The organism is Microcystis sp. CS-574 (assembly GCF_028329095.1).
GTDB classification, from domain to species: Bacteria; Cyanobacteriota; Cyanobacteriia; order Cyanobacteriales; family Microcystaceae; genus Microcystis; species Microcystis ichthyoblabe_A.
In genome coordinates this window covers 1-17,658 of record NZ_JAQMSY010000178.1, presented here as the reverse complement: position 1 = coordinate 17,658, position 17,658 = coordinate 1, and the positions used below count along the sequence as shown (strand labels likewise).

The 17,658-nt window shown below is 42.7% G+C and carries 26 protein-coding genes and 1 tRNA gene; 17 read left to right on the top strand and 10 right to left on the bottom strand.

Features of this window, described 5'->3' with window-relative positions; all coding sequences use genetic code 11:
* The first annotated feature begins 261 nt into the window (after positions 1–261).
* On the top strand, positions 262–534 hold the full coding sequence (locus tag PN470_RS14410; protein ID WP_016516511.1) for a BrnT family toxin: 273 nt from the start codon (positions 262–264) through the stop codon (positions 532–534).
* Positions 518–772 carry a BrnA antitoxin family protein gene (locus PN470_RS14405; RefSeq protein ID WP_103112836.1) on the top strand — a complete coding sequence of 85 codons (255 nt, stop codon included), beginning with the start codon at positions 518–520 and terminating at the stop codon, positions 770–772. The genes PN470_RS14410 and PN470_RS14405 overlap by 17 nt, the downstream gene beginning before the upstream one ends.
* An 88-nt stretch (positions 773–860) precedes the next feature.
* Here the strand turns inward: PN470_RS14405 and PN470_RS14400 are convergent, their stop codons facing one another.
* Both PN470_RS14400 and PN470_RS14395 read right to left on the bottom strand, forming a co-directional pair.
* Complete coding sequence (locus tag PN470_RS14400) at positions 861–1,076, bottom strand: hypothetical protein (protein ID WP_002757627.1); 216 nt, start codon at positions 1,074–1,076, stop codon at positions 861–863.
* Complete coding sequence (locus PN470_RS14395) at positions 1,073–1,399, bottom strand: DUF4258 domain-containing protein (RefSeq protein ID WP_202861585.1); 327 nt, start codon at positions 1,397–1,399, stop codon at positions 1,073–1,075. Before PN470_RS14395 ends, PN470_RS14400 begins: the two co-directional genes overlap by 4 nt.
* Positions 1,400–1,883: 484 nt before the next feature.
* Between PN470_RS14395 and PN470_RS14390 the strand changes: the two genes are divergently transcribed.
* From PN470_RS14390 to PN470_RS14360, 7 genes are all read left to right on the top strand, one after another.
* Positions 1,884–2,291: a hypothetical protein gene (locus tag PN470_RS14390; protein WP_002798105.1), complete on the top strand. Its 408-nt coding sequence runs from the start codon at positions 1,884–1,886 to the stop codon at positions 2,289–2,291.
* 119 nt (positions 2,292–2,410) lie between these two features.
* Positions 2,411–2,821 (top strand): hypothetical protein, encoded by a 411-nt coding sequence (locus PN470_RS14385; RefSeq protein WP_103112835.1) that lies wholly within the window; start codon positions 2,411–2,413, stop codon positions 2,819–2,821.
* A gap of 73 nt (positions 2,822–2,894) precedes the next feature.
* A complete protein-coding gene (locus PN470_RS14380) occupies positions 2,895–3,392 on the top strand; it encodes an AidA/PixA family protein (protein ID WP_103112834.1) in 498 nt (165 codons plus the stop codon).
* 227 nt (positions 3,393–3,619) lie between these two features.
* Positions 3,620–3,907 carry a BrnT family toxin gene (locus tag PN470_RS14375; protein ID WP_271937978.1) on the top strand — a complete coding sequence of 96 codons (288 nt, stop codon included), beginning with the start codon at positions 3,620–3,622 and terminating at the stop codon, positions 3,905–3,907.
* Positions 3,885–4,157, top strand: a complete 273-nt coding sequence (locus PN470_RS14370; protein WP_002799473.1) for a hypothetical protein — start codon at positions 3,885–3,887, stop codon at positions 4,155–4,157. Before PN470_RS14375 ends, PN470_RS14370 begins: the two co-directional genes overlap by 23 nt.
* 264 nt (positions 4,158–4,421) lie before the next feature.
* Positions 4,422–4,712 (top strand): type II toxin-antitoxin system TacA family antitoxin, encoded by a 291-nt coding sequence (locus PN470_RS14365; RefSeq protein WP_002778803.1) that lies wholly within the window; start codon positions 4,422–4,424, stop codon positions 4,710–4,712.
* A complete protein-coding gene (locus PN470_RS14360) occupies positions 4,709–5,203 on the top strand; it encodes a GNAT family N-acetyltransferase (protein ID WP_002778801.1) in 495 nt (164 codons plus the stop codon). The genes PN470_RS14365 and PN470_RS14360 overlap by 4 nt, the downstream gene beginning before the upstream one ends.
* A 151-nt stretch (positions 5,204–5,354) precedes the next feature.
* Here PN470_RS14360 and PN470_RS14355 read toward each other — a convergent pair whose 3' ends face one another.
* The 3 genes from PN470_RS14355 to PN470_RS14345 all read right to left on the bottom strand — a co-directional run bounded on the left by PN470_RS14355 (position 5,355) and on the right by PN470_RS14345 (position 7,282).
* Positions 5,355–5,837: a hypothetical protein gene (locus tag PN470_RS14355; RefSeq protein WP_271937966.1), complete on the bottom strand. Its 483-nt coding sequence runs from the start codon at positions 5,835–5,837 to the stop codon at positions 5,355–5,357.
* Positions 5,834–6,175 (bottom strand): nucleotidyltransferase family protein, encoded by a 342-nt coding sequence (locus tag PN470_RS14350; protein ID WP_306307483.1) that lies wholly within the window; start codon positions 6,173–6,175, stop codon positions 5,834–5,836. The genes PN470_RS14355 and PN470_RS14350 overlap by 4 nt, the downstream gene beginning before the upstream one ends.
* Positions 6,176–6,433: 258 nt before the next feature.
* On the bottom strand, positions 6,434–7,282 hold the full coding sequence (locus PN470_RS14345) for a M28 family metallopeptidase (RefSeq protein WP_002738738.1): 849 nt from the start codon (positions 7,280–7,282) through the stop codon (positions 6,434–6,436).
* Positions 7,283–7,610: 328 nt separating this feature from the next.
* Between PN470_RS14345 and PN470_RS14340 the strand changes: the two genes are divergently transcribed.
* Positions 7,611–8,993, top strand: coding sequence for a flavin monoamine oxidase family protein (locus PN470_RS14340; RefSeq protein WP_271937962.1), 1,383 nt, complete (start codon positions 7,611–7,613; stop codon positions 8,991–8,993).
* Positions 8,994–9,073: 80 nt separating this feature from the next.
* On the opposite strand, the gene PN470_RS14335 is transcribed toward PN470_RS14340, so the two are convergent.
* Positions 9,074–11,599 carry a mannose-1-phosphate guanyltransferase gene (locus PN470_RS14335; protein ID WP_271937959.1) on the bottom strand — a complete coding sequence of 842 codons (2,526 nt, stop codon included), beginning with the start codon at positions 11,597–11,599 and terminating at the stop codon, positions 9,074–9,076.
* Positions 11,600–11,805: 206 nt separating this feature from the next.
* Here PN470_RS14335 and PN470_RS14330 point away from each other — a divergent pair, with 206 nt between their 5' ends.
* Together PN470_RS14330 and PN470_RS14325 are read left to right on the top strand one after the other, a co-directional pair.
* Entirely contained in the window at positions 11,806–11,997 is a 192-nt protein-coding gene (locus PN470_RS14330) for a hypothetical protein (protein WP_016516505.1), read from the top strand.
* Positions 11,998–12,101: 104 nt separating this feature from the next.
* Positions 12,102–12,175 (top strand) — tRNA-Arg (locus PN470_RS14325).
* A gap of 214 nt (positions 12,176–12,389) precedes the next feature.
* On the opposite strand, the gene PN470_RS14320 is transcribed toward PN470_RS14325, so the two are convergent.
* Both PN470_RS14320 and PN470_RS14315 read right to left on the bottom strand, forming a co-directional pair.
* Positions 12,390–12,665 carry a hypothetical protein gene (locus tag PN470_RS14320; RefSeq protein ID WP_002738957.1) on the bottom strand — a complete coding sequence of 92 codons (276 nt, stop codon included), beginning with the start codon at positions 12,663–12,665 and terminating at the stop codon, positions 12,390–12,392.
* A 200-nt stretch (positions 12,666–12,865) separates the two neighbouring features.
* The gene (locus tag PN470_RS14315) at positions 12,866–13,414 is read right to left on the bottom strand and encodes an RDD family protein (RefSeq protein ID WP_002778793.1); all 549 of its coding nucleotides are present in this window, start codon (positions 13,412–13,414) and stop codon (positions 12,866–12,868) included.
* Between the two features lie 208 nt (positions 13,415–13,622).
* On the opposite strand from PN470_RS14315, the gene PN470_RS14305 reads away from it, so the two are divergent.
* Together PN470_RS14305 and bioF are read left to right on the top strand one after the other, a co-directional pair.
* The gene (locus tag PN470_RS14305) at positions 13,623–13,982 is read left to right on the top strand and encodes a DUF6464 family protein (RefSeq protein ID WP_002765174.1); all 360 of its coding nucleotides are present in this window, start codon (positions 13,623–13,625) and stop codon (positions 13,980–13,982) included.
* A 67-nt stretch (positions 13,983–14,049) separates the two neighbouring features.
* Positions 14,050–15,207: an 8-amino-7-oxononanoate synthase gene (bioF, locus tag PN470_RS14300; protein WP_103112831.1), complete on the top strand. Its 1,158-nt coding sequence runs from the start codon at positions 14,050–14,052 to the stop codon at positions 15,205–15,207.
* A 127-nt stretch (positions 15,208–15,334) separates the two neighbouring features.
* On the opposite strand, the gene PN470_RS14295 is transcribed toward bioF, so the two are convergent.
* On the bottom strand, positions 15,335–15,814 hold the full coding sequence (locus PN470_RS14295; RefSeq protein ID WP_103112830.1) for a type II toxin-antitoxin system VapC family toxin: 480 nt from the start codon (positions 15,812–15,814) through the stop codon (positions 15,335–15,337).
* Between the two features lie 356 nt (positions 15,815–16,170).
* Here PN470_RS14295 and PN470_RS14290 point away from each other — a divergent pair, with 356 nt between their 5' ends.
* From PN470_RS14290 to PN470_RS14280, 3 genes are all read left to right on the top strand, one after another.
* The gene (locus PN470_RS14290) at positions 16,171–16,416 is read left to right on the top strand and encodes a type II toxin-antitoxin system Phd/YefM family antitoxin (protein WP_016514827.1); all 246 of its coding nucleotides are present in this window, start codon (positions 16,171–16,173) and stop codon (positions 16,414–16,416) included.
* Positions 16,413–16,811 carry a type II toxin-antitoxin system VapC family toxin gene (locus PN470_RS14285; protein WP_002779922.1) on the top strand — a complete coding sequence of 133 codons (399 nt, stop codon included), beginning with the start codon at positions 16,413–16,415 and terminating at the stop codon, positions 16,809–16,811. Before PN470_RS14290 ends, PN470_RS14285 begins: the two co-directional genes overlap by 4 nt.
* Before the next feature lie 152 nt (positions 16,812–16,963).
* Entirely contained in the window at positions 16,964–17,218 is a 255-nt protein-coding gene (locus PN470_RS14280) for a hypothetical protein (protein ID WP_271937948.1), read from the top strand.
* Positions 17,219–17,233: 15 nt separating this feature from the next.
* Here the strand turns inward: PN470_RS14280 and PN470_RS14275 are convergent, their stop codons facing one another.
* Positions 17,234–17,431, bottom strand: a complete 198-nt coding sequence (locus PN470_RS14275) for a DUF3368 domain-containing protein (RefSeq protein ID WP_271937945.1) — start codon at positions 17,429–17,431, stop codon at positions 17,234–17,236.
* Positions 17,432–17,658: the final 227 nt, after the last annotated feature.

Here is a 17,658-nt window from a genome sequence, read left to right as displayed (position 1 = left end):
TGTCAGTCTGTAGAGCGACCATAAGACCAGAACAGAGTAAATCTGTTAAGGCAGGTGCGAAAAATCCTTCGGGAAAGAAGCAGAAACCCAAATCGTGAGGTTTGGGAATCGCCGTCCGTTTTACGGCGGCGAGGATGTCAACATGGCACAGTTGTCATTCCCCCTGAATACCCCTCTAAGTGGTAAGGTAAGGCGATCCGTGTGATACTCTGAAGGGGTTTTGAGCTTGACTCAACCCTCTAAGATACATATAATGTATGTATGACATTTGAATATGATCCCAGAAAAGCAAAAACCAACTGGCAAAAGCACGGTGTTTCCTTTGCAGAAGCTGAAATGGTGTTTTTTGATCCCCTCGCTATTCATGATCTTGATCCCGATTGTATAACAGAAGAACGTTTTATTGCAGTGGGGATGGGAAACATGGGATCACTATTAGTGGTTATTTATACTTTGCGGGGTGAAGTCATTCCCTTGATTTCCGCTCGTCGTGCTACAAAACAAGAGAGAAAAACTTATGAGAAAGGAATATGATTTTTCTCAAGGAAAACGAGGGACGCTCATTTCCTTTCAGGGAAAAACACGCATTACCATTTATCTAGATGATGAGATTCTAGCTTATTTTCGAGAACAGGCTGAAACCGCAGGAATGGGTTATCAAACCCTAATTAATGAGGCTTTAAAACAATATATCCAATCTCCTTCTGAGCGATCGCTCACTCAGTCCGATTTACGCCGTATTCTTCGAGAAGAATTATCAGCCCTCCAATAATGTTGCTTGTGATAGTTAAAAGTTAGGCGATCGCTGTCTGTTTTCAAGGATTGCGATCGCTTTTTAATTTTTTCTTGTCAAAGTTTAGTTAAACGGTAAGAGGGGTAATTTTGTAAAGATGTGCTAAATTGGAAGCTTTTTGTAGATCACCTTGACGAAGGGCTTCTCGGACATCATCTAATTTTTGAGCGTCTTCTAATGATAAATAGGGCGACCATCCTTCGGGAGTCTCAATCAGTTCTACTTCCACTTCAGCCATGTACTCTCCAATGTGGATGAGTTTAATGTGAGGCTTTTTTGTCATGGTTTTCTCCTTGTAAAATCACTTGACCAACGTGCTGGATCAGGTCTATAGGCAGTGACTAGAACAGCAGGCGATTCGGTATTCTTGGCTATACCCCAAACCACATGAACGGGTTTACCCTGACTATCTTTCTGTAAGACTAGCACACAACGCCCTTTAGGATATTCCAGGTAATCTTCGAGAATGACAGCTTCTCTAATACCTGTTATCACATCCCTTACCAGAATACCGTCATTTGCTAGTTCATCGTAGCCATGGGCTGATATTTTGACTTGCCCACGGGAAAGTAAAGCCAGAACTAATTGGAAGGTTATACTCATCATCTAATCATAGCATCTCTTTATTCAAGGAAGAAGGCGATCGCTGTCTGTTTTCAAGAATTGCGATCGCTTTTTTGCTGCCTTCTTTTCATCCCCTAAAACCGCTACAAGTCAGAGGGTAAAAGGGTTTTGAGGATTTTAGCCGAATGATTAATTCATTAGTTCTACTTTCAGGGATGAGGGAGTCATACCATAAAGTGACCCTTTAAATCTAATACAAATCTAATATAAATCTAATATAAATCTAATATTCTGCTCAAAAAAACCTATTAGAAAAGTATTAATTTTAGAGATTGCCATTACCACAAATAAAACTTATTCTGGTATCAAAGGTGATTGAAGAAATCACTTTTAACTCAAAAGACAACACATTTTGCTTTATAGCATTATGTCTAACTCGAAGACTTCAGCAATGGATTTTTGAGAGTGTCTTAGGAGTGTACAAGGCTAACTCAATTAGTTATCTATATCATAAGGAGTCATTTTCATGCAAGTAACCACAACACAAGCCGATTTACTGCCTCACATTTCTACTGAGCAAGGCGTTCCTCAAGCTGCAACTATGGAAGTTCCCACATCCGCAACTGTTGCCCAAGAAGCTGTATCAGGTAGTTATACCTTTTTTGGTTTTCTTGAAGTAGATTATTCTCTGTCTATTTCTCCTCCCCAAATTAAAGTTGACCTTTTTATTAATGCTTTAGGTCAAAAAATCAGAATTGCTGGGGTTGATCTTAATCCTAATCACCCCACAGCCAAAATTGGTGGTAGTGCTTTAGGCTTCAAAGCAGAAGTTGAGTTAAGCTTTGACTTTAATACTTATATATTAACAATTAAAGCCACTGGCTGCGCTCCTTTTGTTGGTTGCAAAACAGGTTCTACTACTATTCATCTTTAAAAACAAATAAGGTGATTGAACTCAATCACCTTTAACCTAACCCAAAAGACCAGACATTTTCCTTTATCGGTCTCCAATCGAATCTTAAATCAACAAAAACAACACAAGAGGTAAAAACAATGGCTAATACAATTCAACCTAGCGAGTGTAGCATTTTTATTCAAATTTGGGTGGATACTAATGCTCTTCAAAACGGCTCTACAAACGGGGTCTATCTAGTAGATAGCAATTGCAACAATGGCAGTTCACAAGGAGGAACAACTTCTCTTATAACTAATGTTACAACTAACAGCAAAATTTGTTGGACAATTCTAAATACTAACATTAACTCTGATGTTCAACTTAGCATTGCCAATTTTTCAAATGCAAGTGTTTTTGGAGCGGGAGGTACGCCGCAACAATATCAGCTTAATATTTGGACTGGACAAGTACAAGCTAATGGAGAGGCTCAGTATTCAATAACCTTCAATGCTGAAAAAGGTGTAGGAATTACCACGACTGTTAATCCAACTCTGTCAGTGCACTCCTAAACATTCCGCATAGAATTTCAAAAACTTTAGGCATTCAATTCCAATCAACACAATTCAACTAGAGGGACAAACCATGATTACTTTATATCGAGATCGTACTGTTATTCGCGTGCCTGAGAAAGCACAATTTAATCCGACAACGGCGATTACGATTGCTGTTGACACAGCCTATGTTGCTGCACAGCAAGGTCGAAATATTAATCAAGGTATTTATATGATGGACAATATGGTAGCTAACGGTAGCTCTGGGGAAGGAACACTAGAATTACATACTAAGTGTCCTGTGGGTAGCTTAATCGGCTTTAATACAGTACCAATTAATGGTGAAGGAGTATCAGGAGATCAAGTTATTATTACTGGGTTTACAGTATCTCAGGGAAATGTTTTTACTGCTGCTGGTCAACCCCGAAAACAGCCTTCTCCTAATAAAGAACCTGATGGCAGCTATTGGATTGGACAAGCGTTAAATACAGGATCACAAACCTATCAGATACAGATCAAAGTGACAGTTGGTCAACTTCAACCTGTTTCTTATTTCATTAACTGGGATCCATTTATTACAGCCCAATAACTAAAATGTGATCGCCCCTTCTTCTAGATTAGATTAAAACAACGAAAATCAACACTAATAAAGGTGTGTTACTGCGGTGACACACCTTTTACTATCAGCGGCGATCGCTTATAGATCTCTCTATTGGTCAAACTTTGGCAAGACGCGATCGCAGAGGAAAAATTGTTATTCCGCCATCAGGATATGCTATAAATGGGGGATATTTCAGTTGGCAAAGTGGCAATGATTTGGAACTAGCATTTGAAGGGGATAAACAGAAAGCAAAAATAAATCAAAGAAAACGTAACATTTCTTTTGAAGAAGCATCCACCGTATTTGATGATCCCTTAGCTGTAAATTTCGATGATCCTGACCATTCTACAGGGGAGAATCGCTATCTTATAATAGGTTTATCAGATCAAAGTAAATTTCTATTTGTTTCTTATACGGATCGTGATCATAAAATTCGTTTAATTAGTGCAAGATTAGTTACACCCAAAGAAAGGAGATATTATGAACGAGAAAATCCAAGATGAATTAGAAGATGACTTGCGAGAAGAATATGATTTAAGTCAACTTAAAAATCCTGTTCGCGGAAAATATTACCAACAGTATCGGGAAGGTCATAGCGTTACTATTCATCATGAAGATGGAACAAAAACGGTTGAACATTTTCCAGCGCAAAATGATGTAATTATTCTTGATCCTGATGTTAAAAAGTATTTTCCTAATTCGGAATCCGTTAATGCTACTTTAAGAAGTTTAATTAAATTAATTCCTCAATAATAGTGCGATGCCTACGGCACTGCATAGCAGCACGCCCCTTCTTCTCGATTAGTTTGAAACAACGAAACCCAAGACTATTTAAGGTGTGTTACTGCGGTGATGCAGCTTTTACCTATCAGTTATAATGGAAAGGTTTGAAGCCTAGACTTTCATCAAATGATGCTCATCTCTCTGAAAAATCCTGGTATCGTATCGTACATAGTGTAATGTCGTTGTCACTACATTATGTTAAAATAATTAAGTTTGGAATTACACACCCATCTTATGAGTAGTAAAACAAAAAGTAAGACTCCGCGTAATACCCTAAATTTGCGAATTAAGCCAGAAGAACGCAATTTGATCGATATGGCAGCCAAAGTGCAAGGTAAGAATAGAACTGATTTTATTTTGGAAGCCGCGCGGAATGCTGCGGAGGAAACTTTGCTCGAACGTACTATTTTTTGGGCTAGTCCAGAGGCTTATGCAGAATTTATCGCACTTCTAGATGCACCACCTCAACCTAATGAACGTTTACGCAAAACCATGCAGACGCTCGCACCTTGGGAGAAGGAATGAATTTGACACCACCTGAACCTCTGGCTAGTTATCACTCAATCACTGATTTTTCCTGCGGAATTACTTCTCTTGATGATTGCTTGAAGCGTCGAGCTTATGCTAATCAAGCCAGTGGTGCAACTAGAACTTTTGTTACCTGCGTTGACAATAGGGTAGTTGGGTATTACGCCCTTGCTTCCGGGGCGATTAGTATACAATCAGCTAATGGTAAATTTCGGCGGAATATGCCTAACCCAATTCCAGTGGTAATTTTGGCACGATTGGCAGTAGATACTTCTTACCAAGGTCAAGGTTTAGGATGCGGTTTATTTCGTGATGGTGCGCTACGGGTTGTTAAAGCGGCTGATACCATTGGTATTCGGGGAATTATTGTTCATGCTATTTCAGAAGAAGCTAAGAATTTTTATTTGGCTTTAGGTTTTGATGTGTCTCCTCTTGAACCGATGACGTTGATGATTACTCTTAATGATTTACGCGCTTGTATTGCTTAGTGCGCTACAGGGGCAACACGGGGTCAACCACAGGGGGTTTGCCCCTACAGGTACGTTTAAGTCCAGAATAACTTTGCTTATGGCCTCATGAACAAGATGTTTGCCCTGATACACTTTACTTAGATTCAGTGCGATCACCAGTTATCTTTAATTAAGTTTCTCCCTTACTTAAATTATTACAAAACAATTGAATGTCATTGATTATGGTTTGATAAGAATTAACAATTTCATGGGGGATGATTAAAACCTTTTCCTCATCTAATTGGCAAGAATAAGCACTTCTCACCAGATGACGAAACCGCCGTAACTCATCCAAAATGAGCCTTGTTTCTTCTGTAATAACTGCTTTTCTCACCCTAGGTATATCAACAGACATTTGCTCTAATAAATCTCGATGCCATTTATCCCCCGTTGGGAATCTTTGATCAATTTTTTTAGCAATCGCTTCAAATATACGCTCAATTCCAGTATAAACTCCATGCAAATTAAGCGCAATAGAATTAATTAATGCGTTTCGATACATGACATTCGATTGATGAGATAATTCTCTTAAAAATATCTCTAACTGTTGTAGGGCTTGAAGAATTTTATTGAGTTCTTGATTAATTCTATCTTGAATGGATAAATTAGTCATAATTCAACCCCCTGAGCAATTGCTGCTAAAATATAAGGATGAGCCTTTTGAACTTCTACTAAATCCACCTCAAAATCCTGTCCATTATCTAACTCTGCTATCGCCTTAAAATAATCTTTCTCTGGTAAATCCCAAACCGCTAAATCAGGATCAGAATGGGGAGTTATTTCTTCATAATTTAACAATGAACCAAATAAAACAACTTTTGTGACTCCATACTTCTCTTTAAGGAGACTAGCACATTTTTGAGCAATTTTTAACCCTGCTTGTTGCCGTTGTTTCATCTCTAATAGAAATTGTTCACGGTTTGCTCTCGCTGCTAAAACTTCAGCAATAATCTCTTATTTTCGTTCTTCAGTTAACTGTGTCATTATGATTACCCCTAAATCATTGAATATCAATAGTTTCTATGATAGCAATTTTTGTCATAAGCGATCGCCCATTTTGTCAGTTGGGTTGAGCAATAATAACTTTTGTCTGTCAAATATTAGTGACGCTTGAGCGAAACCCAACCACACCAATGTCGTCAATAATGTTGAGTTTCTAACTGGTATTAGTGCATTACGCTAACGCTAACTCACCCTACACGCTAACTTTTATCTCATCGGTAAAGATTGCAATCCAAAACAGAGACCTTGACAGACTCTTGTTAGAAAATTTAAATCCAAAGTAGCGATTGTATCCTGAGAACTATGATAATAGGGATTACGCATATTAGCAGTATCTGTCACCATAATTGCCGAATAACCGCAATCCCAAAAGGGAGAATGATCGCTGCGTCGAGTATCGGGGACGATATAACCTCCAAAAATTACCGGCAACCATTCGCAGGGAGTCTGATTTTCTCTCATGACTCGACTAAGAAAATTTAAATCCTCGCGGGTTTTGAGATTGCCAATCAAAGCGATAAAATCCCCGGTGTTGGGGTAAAAATGTTCTAGAAAAGCTGGATATTTTTGAGAATGGGGATTTTTATCACAGTAACCGAGCATTTCTAAGGATAACATTAACCTTAAATCCTGCTTAGTTTGTTTTAATTTTTCTGCGTAGGCAATGCTCCCCAGTAATCCGTATTCTTCTAGATCGAAGGCAATTAAACGAATTGGATAATTAGCCTGATTCTCCCCAAAAAACCTCGCTAATTCTAATAATACCGCTAATCCCGTGGCGTTATCGTCGGCCCCTGGCGACCCCGGCACCGTGTCATAATGAGCGCCAATTAAAATCGGAGGTTTTTGACTATTGTTAGGCAAATCCAAGATTAAATTTTCGTAAACTTTTCCCTGAAAAGGGAAACAATGTGATTCAACCTTTCCCCAATTGCCTAACTCTTGCCGTAGGTATTCTCGCACATAAAAATGTCCTTGACTAGAGAAAAAAGGGTTTCTTTCTCGGACAATTTGTTCTAGGTGTTGGCTTAAGCGATCGCTAAGAAGATCAAACATTGATAGCAGCAGATAATTTAATCAAAAGAGCCAATGGATAGAGAAACTGAGGGAAAAATCGGGGAAAATAATAATTGTTAATTAGGGTCTGCTGAAAAAGTTTTTCCTGGTGGCAGGGTGTGGGGTGTGGGGTGTGGGGTGTGGGGTTTTACCCATTTTCACCTGGTCAATTACCTAATTTTCAGGGAAAAAGTACCTGAATTTTCCCCTCAATCACTGCAAGGGTCGGGACTTTTTGAGGTCAAAAAAGTCTAAAAGCCTTATCCAACAAGGTTTTTAGATTTATTCAGCAAACCCTAATTATAAAATATTCTGTGGAGCTAAAATCATGACAAATCTCCAGTTGACTAGCTATGATTGTATCGTTGTCGGGGCAGGATTAGCAGGATTAATCGCCGCGCGGAATCTCCAGAGGCAAGGTCATCAAGTTCTGGTGATCGAAGCGCGAAATCGTTACGGTGGTAGGATGTCTGGTCAATATCTCCCCTCCGGACAGTGGATCGATCGAGGTGGTCAGTGGGTGGGTCCAACCCAAGAGCGTTTTTTGTCCCTCCTCGATGAGTACAAAATACGTCGTTTTCCCTCTCCCAATCAGGGAAAAACCGTCCTAGTGTTCAACAACAAACGCTATGAATTCAACGGTTTTTTTCAAGGTTTCCACGAGGGAGAAGTACCCGATATCGGCCCGGCAGAATGGCAAGATGCGATGTCAGCATGGGCGCGTTTTCAAGAACTAACCAAAACCCTACCTTCAGGTTATCCCCAAAGCAACGATCACACCAAAAAACTAGACAGTAAAACTTTTGCCCAGTGGATTGAAGAAAACACCAGCACAGATTTTGGTCAATGGTATTTTGCTTATATGGTGCGTGCAGTGGGTTTTCTCGGGCCGGCCGAACCCCAGCAAGTCTCACTGCTACACGTTCTTTGGGGACAAAATTGCGCCCCTCAGGCCGAACATCCAGAAGCCGAACTGATCCATGGCGGAGCCGGACAAATTCCCGACAAGATCGCGGCGGAATTAGGAGAGCGAATTCGACTGGGGGAACCAGTTGTTCGCCTTAATTATGACTCGGCCGGTGTCACCATAGAAACCACCCAGAACACTTTTACCGCCAAATTTGCCATCATTGCCATGCCGCCCCATCTTGCTGGCCGCATTATTTATCATCCCCCGCTGCCACCCCAGCGAGAACAACTAACCCAACGAGTACCGATGGGATGCTGCGCTAAAATCCTGATTTCCTATGAGCAACCTTTCTGGCGAAAACAGGGACTAGCGGGAGTTGCTCAGGGGAATTGTCAATGGTTGGAACTCTGTGCCGATAGTTCCGATCCCGAAACCGGTGTCGGGGTAATCGCCACCTTTGTGGTTGGCGATCGCTATATTCGTTGGCGCTCCATGAGTGGCCCAGCGCGTCGTGCCGCCGTCCTCTCGGATTTAGTTATTTATTTCGGTCAAGAGGCTCTTTTCCCGATCAGTTACGATGAAGTGGATTGGCCCGGGGATCCCTGGACTGGTGGCGCATATTCCGCTTTTATGCCCCCCGGAGTCTGGACAAGTTTCGGCGAGGCTCTTTTTACTCCCGTTGGACCGGTTCACTGGGCCGGCACAGAAATGGCTGATCGCTGGCCGGGATTTTTTGAGGGAGCGATCCGCACAGGTGAGGCAGCGGCTGATCGAATCGCCTTGCTTTTGCGGGAAAAATGAGCATCTACAGGGCTAGGACACCTTTTAGGTCAAAAAAATCCTCATAGTCAAGTTTCGGGGGCTAATAGGGCAAAAAAATCCTAAATCATCACTATTTCGCCCTGGTAATGTTCGACGAAATGCTGGACACGATGACGATATTCTTTAATTGTCCGATCGACCCATTCCCGCTGCTCACTGTTAGCATAGATATGCACTAAAGGTTCTCCAGCATCGGGTAAAATCAATACCCAGTCATCATTGAGGGGATTAATCACCTTCACCCCATCGATTAACTCTAGATTATCGGTAGCGTGAGTTTCCACCAGATAGCGCATCAAGGATCCCTTGACTTTCCAAGGACAACGCACCGCCGTATTCTTATTGTAAATGCGCGGTAACTCGGCCCGCACCTGAGCTAGAGAACGTTCCTGAATGGTTAACATCTCCAAAAGTTTCGCCACGCTGAACATGGCATCGAAACCGGGATGTAATTGCGGAAAAATAAAGCCAGTTTGCCCAGAGCCTCCTAAAACCACATTAGGATTGGTTTGACATCCTTCCATTAAAGCGCTAGGACTGGCTTTTGTCCGCACCACCCGGCCATCGTGACGACGTGCGATCTGTTCCACGGCACTAGAAGCATGAACCGGCACTACCACTGTACCGCGAGGATGGGCGGTCAGAATTGTATTCACCATTAGAGCAGTTAATTGTTCCCCGCGAATCGATAAACCACTCTCATCGACGAGGACTAACTGTTCCCCATTGGCCGAAACCTGTACACCTAAGTTCGCTTTCAGGGCCTCCACCACATGGCCCAATTGATGGATTAGTAACTCTCTTTCCTGCATGGAAAGGGCATTCTGACGTAAACTGGCATTGAGAACCACGGCATCACAGCCAAATTTGGCCAGTAATTCCGGTAAAATTGCCCCTGAGACTCCGTAGGCGTAATCAATGACGATTTTGGAGCTACTGTTGCGAATGGCCTCCACATTTAGCTGAGTTTCAAAGGTTTTGCGGTAATTATCGAGAATATCAGCCGGATAGGACATACTGCCGATTTCCTGCATTCCCACCCGTCGCAGATCTTCTTTGAAATAGGCCCCTTCGATTTTCTTTTCCCTCGCTTTGGAAACATTAATCCCTTTTTCGTCTAAAAACTCGATTAAGAGAAAATCCGGGCGATCGGGATGAATACGAACGTGAATGCCACCGACTACGTTTAATTTAGCCACTAAAGTCCGCGAAATCGGTAAAGCATTCGCTTGTAGGTTTTGGATATTAACTCCCACGGACATTAAACCGGCAATCAGCGATCGACTGACCATGCGCGAGACACTACGTTGATCCCGGGAGACGATTACCGTTGACCCCGGTTTCAGAATGGAACCGTAGGATGCCCCCAGTTTAACGGCGAATTCGGGCGTGATATCGATGTTAGCGAGGCCCGATACTCCTCGTTGACCAAAGAGGTTTTTATGGGCAGTATTTCCCCAAATCAGGTTAATATTGAGGATGGCTCCCGATTCGATCTGTTTACTCGGCCAGACTCTTACCCCAGAATTGATCTGCGCTTCTTCCCCCACGATCGATAATTGTCCAATCACCGCACCTTCGTGTACCTGGGCCCGTCGATCGATTCTGGTTCCCCTAGCGATCGTACAAGCGGCTAAATTGACCTCATCCCCGATCACCACACCATTCCAGAGGATGGGACGTTTCAGATCGGAACCAGCGCCGATGGTGACATTATCGCCGATAACCGAACCCCTCTCGATCAGAACATTTGCACCAATGCGGCAATGATTGCCGATCATGACCGGTGCCTCGATCTGGGCGCTAGGATCGATATAGGTATTAGTGCCGACCCACACTCCGGGGGATTTTTCTCGATAGGGAAATTCCAGGTTAACTTTGCCAGATAAAGCGTCGTATTGCGCTTCTCGGTAGGCCTCCAGATGACCGACATCGCACCAATAACCATCGGCCACATAACCATACATAGGTTCGCCCCTTTGCAGCAGCAGCGGAAACAAATCTTTAGAAAAGTCGGACTCTTCTTTGTAGGGGAGATAATCGAGGACTTCTGGTTCGAGAATATAGGTTCCGGTGTTGACAGTATCGGAAAAAATCTCGCTGGTAGATGGTTTTTCGATAAAACGGCGAATTCTGCCTTCTTTGTCGGTAATCACTACCCCAAACTCGATCGGATTGGGAACCCGCGTCAGGACGAGGGTTGCTTTCGAGTTTTTGCTTTTATGGAATGCGATCGCTTTTTGCAGGTCAAAATCGGTGATACTATCGCCACTAATCACTAGAAAGGTATCATCTAACCATTCGGCAATATTTTTTACACATCCTGCGGTGCCTAGGGGTTGATCCTCCTCCACAGCGTAGGTGATTTTTACCCCAAAGTCGCTGCCGTCTTGAAAGTAGTCGCGCATGACATCGGGGAGATAGTGCAGGGTGGTGATAATTTCGGTAATGTCATGCTTTCGCAGTAAATTAATAATATGTTCGGCGATCGGACGGTTGAGAATCGGGACCATCGGTTTGGGAAGATCACAAGTAAGCGGACGTAATCTTGTCCCTGAACCACCTGCCATTAGTACCGCTCGCATAACTTCCTCCCAAGGCTATCTTTTCGCCGTTTTTAAATAGTTTTTGCAAATTATGGCTTTAGTTTTCCTATCTCGATCGAGCTAGTTCCTAACCGGCATTCTAACACCGTCTCCCGGATTCAGGACAATATTTTCTTTTCCCAAGCCGGCAAAACCCAAGCTTACAATGGGAGATGTGAATTGTCTAAATCTAAGGATGAGATGGCATGGAACTGGTTATTTTTATCTTAATAATTTTTTATGGTGTCGGTGGTTGGAAATTCTGGAACGGGTACAGAAGCACTAATTTTAGTTCCAGTTTACCCAATCGTTTAGCTTTAACACTGTTCTGGCCGCTTCTGTTGGCTGTTAATCCCGCCTATCGCAAGAATTTTAAAAAAGCCCTCAAGGGCAAATAAAATTAACATATTGCCAAGGTTGCGGCCATAAAACAGAAAGTAGCTGGGTATCGATGGCAATTAACAGTTTAGCCATGAATGGCTTATCATGGTTAGGGAAAAAAGGGGTCGTAGCTCAGTTGGATAGAGCGAGTGCCTCCTAAGCACTAGGCCGCCGGTTCGACCCCGGCCGATCCCGCCTTTTTCAGTGATCAGTAAACAGTGAAAAGAAACCGGGAAACTGCTATTTATAGCGCTTTTCACGTTATTGAGGTATCGACAAGTTTTGCCAACAAAGGACTTAAGCTCCTTGCCCATGCCTCATTCTGATGAAAACTGCTATAGCGTTCATTATCAAAATATCTACGGGCTTAATTAAGCCCGTAGGGACGGCTACGGGCAACTTCTAGAGGTTAGGCTTGATCGCTTCTGTTCTCGTTAATCTGTCGGATGATTTCAATCATTTGAGCGTGTCGATCATCCATTCTCTCTAGATGCCGGTAAAAATCGGCTTGAGTCTCATAAAAATCTGATTGTGCGCTTGCTATTCGAGCTAGGTAATCGTAAAGCCCTTTTTTCTCCTGTTTCCGTTCTTCGCGGTCACTAGCGACGGCATCAGCTAGGGATTGAATAGCGCGAGCGTTCGATTCCACTATTTTCTCGATCCGCTCTAATCTGTCTTCTGACATTTTGGTAAACTCCTAATAGACTAATTTCTTGTCCCCCACCGATGCCCCTCGGATGGCGGAATAATATTAAATCCGTTGAGTATAGGCTATATATCAGGACAGCCGAACGGCAAAAGGCAAAAGGGGGAATAAATAACCAGTTTTTAATAACCGGATTTAGTATCACTCAAAACTTAAAACTGATCACTGATCACTGCTATTTATCTTCTCATTCTGCCCTTAACTTGATACCAAAGCCTTCTTAAACGTAGATCGAGAGAAAAACCCCGACGGGTGGGAATAACAATCGTGCCACCGATGCGATCGTGGAAAGCGCGGTTCAATTGCTCATCACCGATCGCCATACCACAATCGGCGAAAAGGGGCGAAGATAATAAAATCAAGCTTAAAGGATTGCCAAAAAAAGTATTTAACCCTACCATCATTAAAGCTGCCCCGCCACCAGCGATCGCCTCTCGTTTGCTTAACTCCAAAATTCCGGGTAAACGCTGAAGTTGTAGATCGATGATCTTCATATCCAGGGCCCAACGTCCTAAACTCTGACCCTGATTCTGCGCGACTAATAACACCCGCAAACACCACCAAATCAGGAGAAAAAGGAAAAATTGTAGTACAGGCGAACTGTTAGCAAAGGAGCTTAAAAACCAGATCGAGGCAAAGTCGATCAGGAAAGCATAGGCCCGACGATCTAAGGGAATTTTCGGAAATTTTTGCGGTAGATTATCTTCAGGCGGGATGGGGTAAACCATAAACTAAATTCTCGGAAAAATCCTGCTGTTTATCTTCTACTCTAATCGGGAAATTGGCAATTCTAGAGTGAGTGGAACGAACCACAGAGACACAAAGGACACAAAGATTGATCGCTATTATATAAGTTAAACTTATCACACAAAGAATAAGAGAGCCAGAGATCTAGGCTACCATTGAGCAAAGGTAGCCCAGAATACAGGGATAATCATGGAGCAAGATTCATTACTAACGGAGGTTATTCTAACCCATCCACGGCAAAGTTTGGGAGAGATCCAATTGGATTGGATGCCACAACCGGGTAATTATTTGGCCTTAAAAGGACAAACCTATGCGGTTTTGGAACGTCACCACCAGTACCAATACAAGATTGGTGGCTATTGTTTACGCAAAATTTCCCTTTATGTACAAACTGCTCCCACTCCGAACGAAAAAAGTTTGATTGAAGGACGTTGGGTGATGGGGGATGCTAGTTGTCGTTTTAACGCCAGATCCGAACTGTTACGCTGTGCGATTAACCCCTCCGGTCCCTGTCAAGATTGTCGTTTTTACGAAACTATTAACCCTTAAAAGAGCCTTTTTCGGCAACAATCTGGCTATTTTTCCCCTAGCTAACCACTATATTGACAAATCGCCTATGAATCATCCTTATTCTTGGATCGAGGATAGCTTAAAAACCCTCCATCGGGCCAATTGGTATCGAAGGGTTAAAACCATTCAAGGCCGGGGCGGAGCCGTTATAGAATTAGAGGGTCGATCGCTGATTAATTTTGCCAGTAATGATTATCTGGGATTAGCAGCCGATGAAAGAATGATCGCGGCAGCCATAGCAGCAACACAACGCTATGGAACTGGAAGCACCGGCTCGCGTCTATTAAGTGGACACCGAGATCTTCATCGAGACTTAGAATTAGCGATCGCATCCTTTAAAAATAGCGAAGACGCGATCGTTTTTAGTTCGGGATATTTAGCCAATTTGGGGACAATTACCTGTTTAGTGGGGCAGAAAGACCTGATTTTAGGCGATCAATACAATCACTCTAGCCTCAAAAATGGAGCCAAGTTAAGCGGTGCCACGGTGAAAGAATACCGGCACAATAGTCTCGAAGACTTAGAAAATCAGTTATTAGCCCACCGTCATCACTATCGTCATTGTTTACTGCTCACCGATACAGTGTTTAGTATGGATGGGGATATCTGTCCCCTAGCGGGAATTCTCGCTCTAGCCGAGATTTATAATTGCATGGTTTTGGTGGATGAGGCCCACGCTACTGGGGTTATGGGGGAAAACGGCACAGGTTGCGTGGAATATTGTGGTTGTCAGGGACGGGAATTAATTCAGATGGGAACCCTGAGTAAAGCTTTAGGCAGTTTAGGGGGATATGTGACTGGAAACGCCAAAATTATCGATTTTATCCGCAATCGCGCCGCTACTTGGATTTATACTACCGGTTTATCCCCCGCCGACACCGCCGCTGCTAGAATGGCTTTAGAGATTATTCGTCTGGAACCGGAACGTCGCCAACGCCTACACCAAAATATTAATTTTGTCAAGAGTAAATTAAATAATCTTAATATATTGCCTTCGGAAGCGGCGATTTTATGTTTACCGGTAGCCAATCCGGGTCAAGCCCTAGAATTATCGCAAAAACTGCTAGAAAAAGGCATTTTTGCCCCCGCAATTCGTCCTCCTACCGTTCCCACCAGTCGTCTGCGATTTACTGCCATGGCCACCCATAGCCTCGCCCATCTAGAGATTCTTGTCCAGTCTATTGGCGAATCTTTCTCCACATAGAGAAAAAGTTTTTCGTGGGAAGTGGGGAACAACTAAGTTGAGCGGCGGTTAGCATCCTTGATCCCATCATCAAGCTCTCTAGCCTGGCCGCTCCAACGACTTGTTAGACTGGGCTTTCGCAATAAGTTTACGACTTCTCTGCCGCTTGCTGCCTCCTTTTTGCGTAGGTCTGCAAAGATTGCATCCAAGTCATACTAATTTGGGATAGCTTTCTTTGGATTTGAGCGTTTGCCATCTGCTTACAATTCCATGTTAGTAGATAGTCTAAGCCATAAACGGTTGCTAGTGCCATCTGTAAGGCATCATTAGACGCTTTGGGGGGTAGGTTGCTTTGTTGCAGGAATTCTTGTGCTAGAGCGATCGCTTCTTCGGTTAGATCGAGAAAAATCAAGGACTGTAACAAGTTCTGTCTTTGAGTAGCAATTGTTGAATCTTCTCTCGATGCTTCATCTTCAACAATTTCCGAAACATACAGAACTAATAAACTACTATACTCATCCCACCAGTCTTGTGTAATCTTAATGTTGGCGGCAAGAATCAGGTTTTCTGTTTGTCTTGCGGTTAGATGACCCAAAATACTGGTTTCAATATAGACGGTTTCGCTCACGGCAATAAGAGAAAATCTATCCCACGTCTATCCCACTGCATTTAATCTTGGTTTTGAGGGAGTTGGGTTTCCTACCTACAAGATCAGCGAAGCGATCTGCTACGCAGTGCCTTCGGCATCGTATTTAAACCCACAGCTTCAATTAATGTGCTATGCCACTTCCAGAGAGCTAACGGCTTAGCTGAGCGGCGATAGACAACCTCTGAATCACCGCTAAGATCTCTCAATTGTCCGCTGCTCCAGCGTGTTGTTATGTCGTGTTGCTTGTCAGTTACCCACAACTCTAAATTAACTTGCCCTTGCAGAATTGCCGTGACTAGATTAAACTTAGTTTATAGACTTAGTTCTTTTAGACTATGGAAACAGTAAACATTCATCAGGCTAAAACAAACCTTTCTCGGCTATTGTCTCGTGTGGAACTCGGAGAAGTAATCGTTATTTCAAACCGAGGTATCCCAATTGCTAAGCTTGTTCCATTTCGGACATCTTTAGATCGACGGTCTAGTTTAGGACAAGATCGAGGGATGTTGACCATACCAGATGATTTTAATGCTCCTTTACCAGAAGATATTTTGGGAGCATTTGAGGGTGGTGCGGAGTGAGACTTTTACTGGATACACAATGCTGGCTGTGGTGGTTTGTCCAACCAGACAAGTTAAGTGAGAATGTAATTGAACAAATTGCAAACGAAAGCAATGAAGTGTGGTTTTCTGTTGCTAGTGTTTGGGAGATGGGAATTAAAGTTTCAATCGGTAAATTGCCACTGCCAGAGCAAATAGATGATTATGTCTCTACTCGAATGACCCGACTGGGAGCTAGGTCGTTAGAGATCAATGCTTCTCATGCTTTGCGGGCGGCTGCATTGCCTTTACATCATCGTGATCCTTTTGACCGAATGCTGATTGCACAAGCTCAGGTAGAAGATATGACACTTGTGAGTGCGGATTCAACATTTAATCAATATGAAGTGTCTTTGCTTTGGGCAGCTAGTTCTTAGTCATAAACACAGAATTTCACCTGCCTTCTAGATGCTCGTGAATCAAACTCTGTAACGCTTAAATGATTTTTAACTTTCCCCTTGGGGCAAGCTTTTGACTCTCCTAAATTTCAGTTTAGCAGATCCCCTATCCAGATCAGGAGTAAGGCTTTATGAGAAAAAGCACTAATCTCGAAAACCCTATAAACCAGTATAATACCCTAAATCAACTCCTCCAACCCCATCTAGGGGTGTTACCCAATGCCTTCGGTATCGCATTTAAACCCACAGCTGCAATCAATGTGCATGGTGCGTTCCCCCAAAAATCGATCGCTGGAGCAGTAGGAGTCAGATTAGGGAACGCACCCTACAAGATTAGCGTACTGCTACGCAGTGCCTTCGGCATCGCACTTTGTAAAATGGGTTGAAATATTGCAATAGAATCATTCTCCCGCAATGGTCAAAACTTTTCTGTAGAGTGTTTCGCTAATTCGGAATTCTGCCTTTAAGATTAGCTGATCAACAATCGGTTTAATATTCATAATCAATTCCTTTTGCTTGGCTTCGAGTAAAAGTCCCAATATTCCAGTAATATTTAGCCCAAGAGATTGTGCAACTTTGCGTCCTTTTCTTTCATCCAAAATTAATATATCTGCGCCTAATTCTAGCGCTAAAATAATCCCTTCTGATTCTCCTCGGTCTAATTTATTGAGTAGTTGATTAACTTGGGTTTGCTGAAAAAGTCATTGAAAAGTACAGGTCTCTTAATCAATGATTTCACTTAGCTACAAGCATAAGCTTTAGTTGTTGATTAATTTTTTAAATTATAACTTATCCTAATCATTGACCGAGAAAAAGTGCTGTTTTT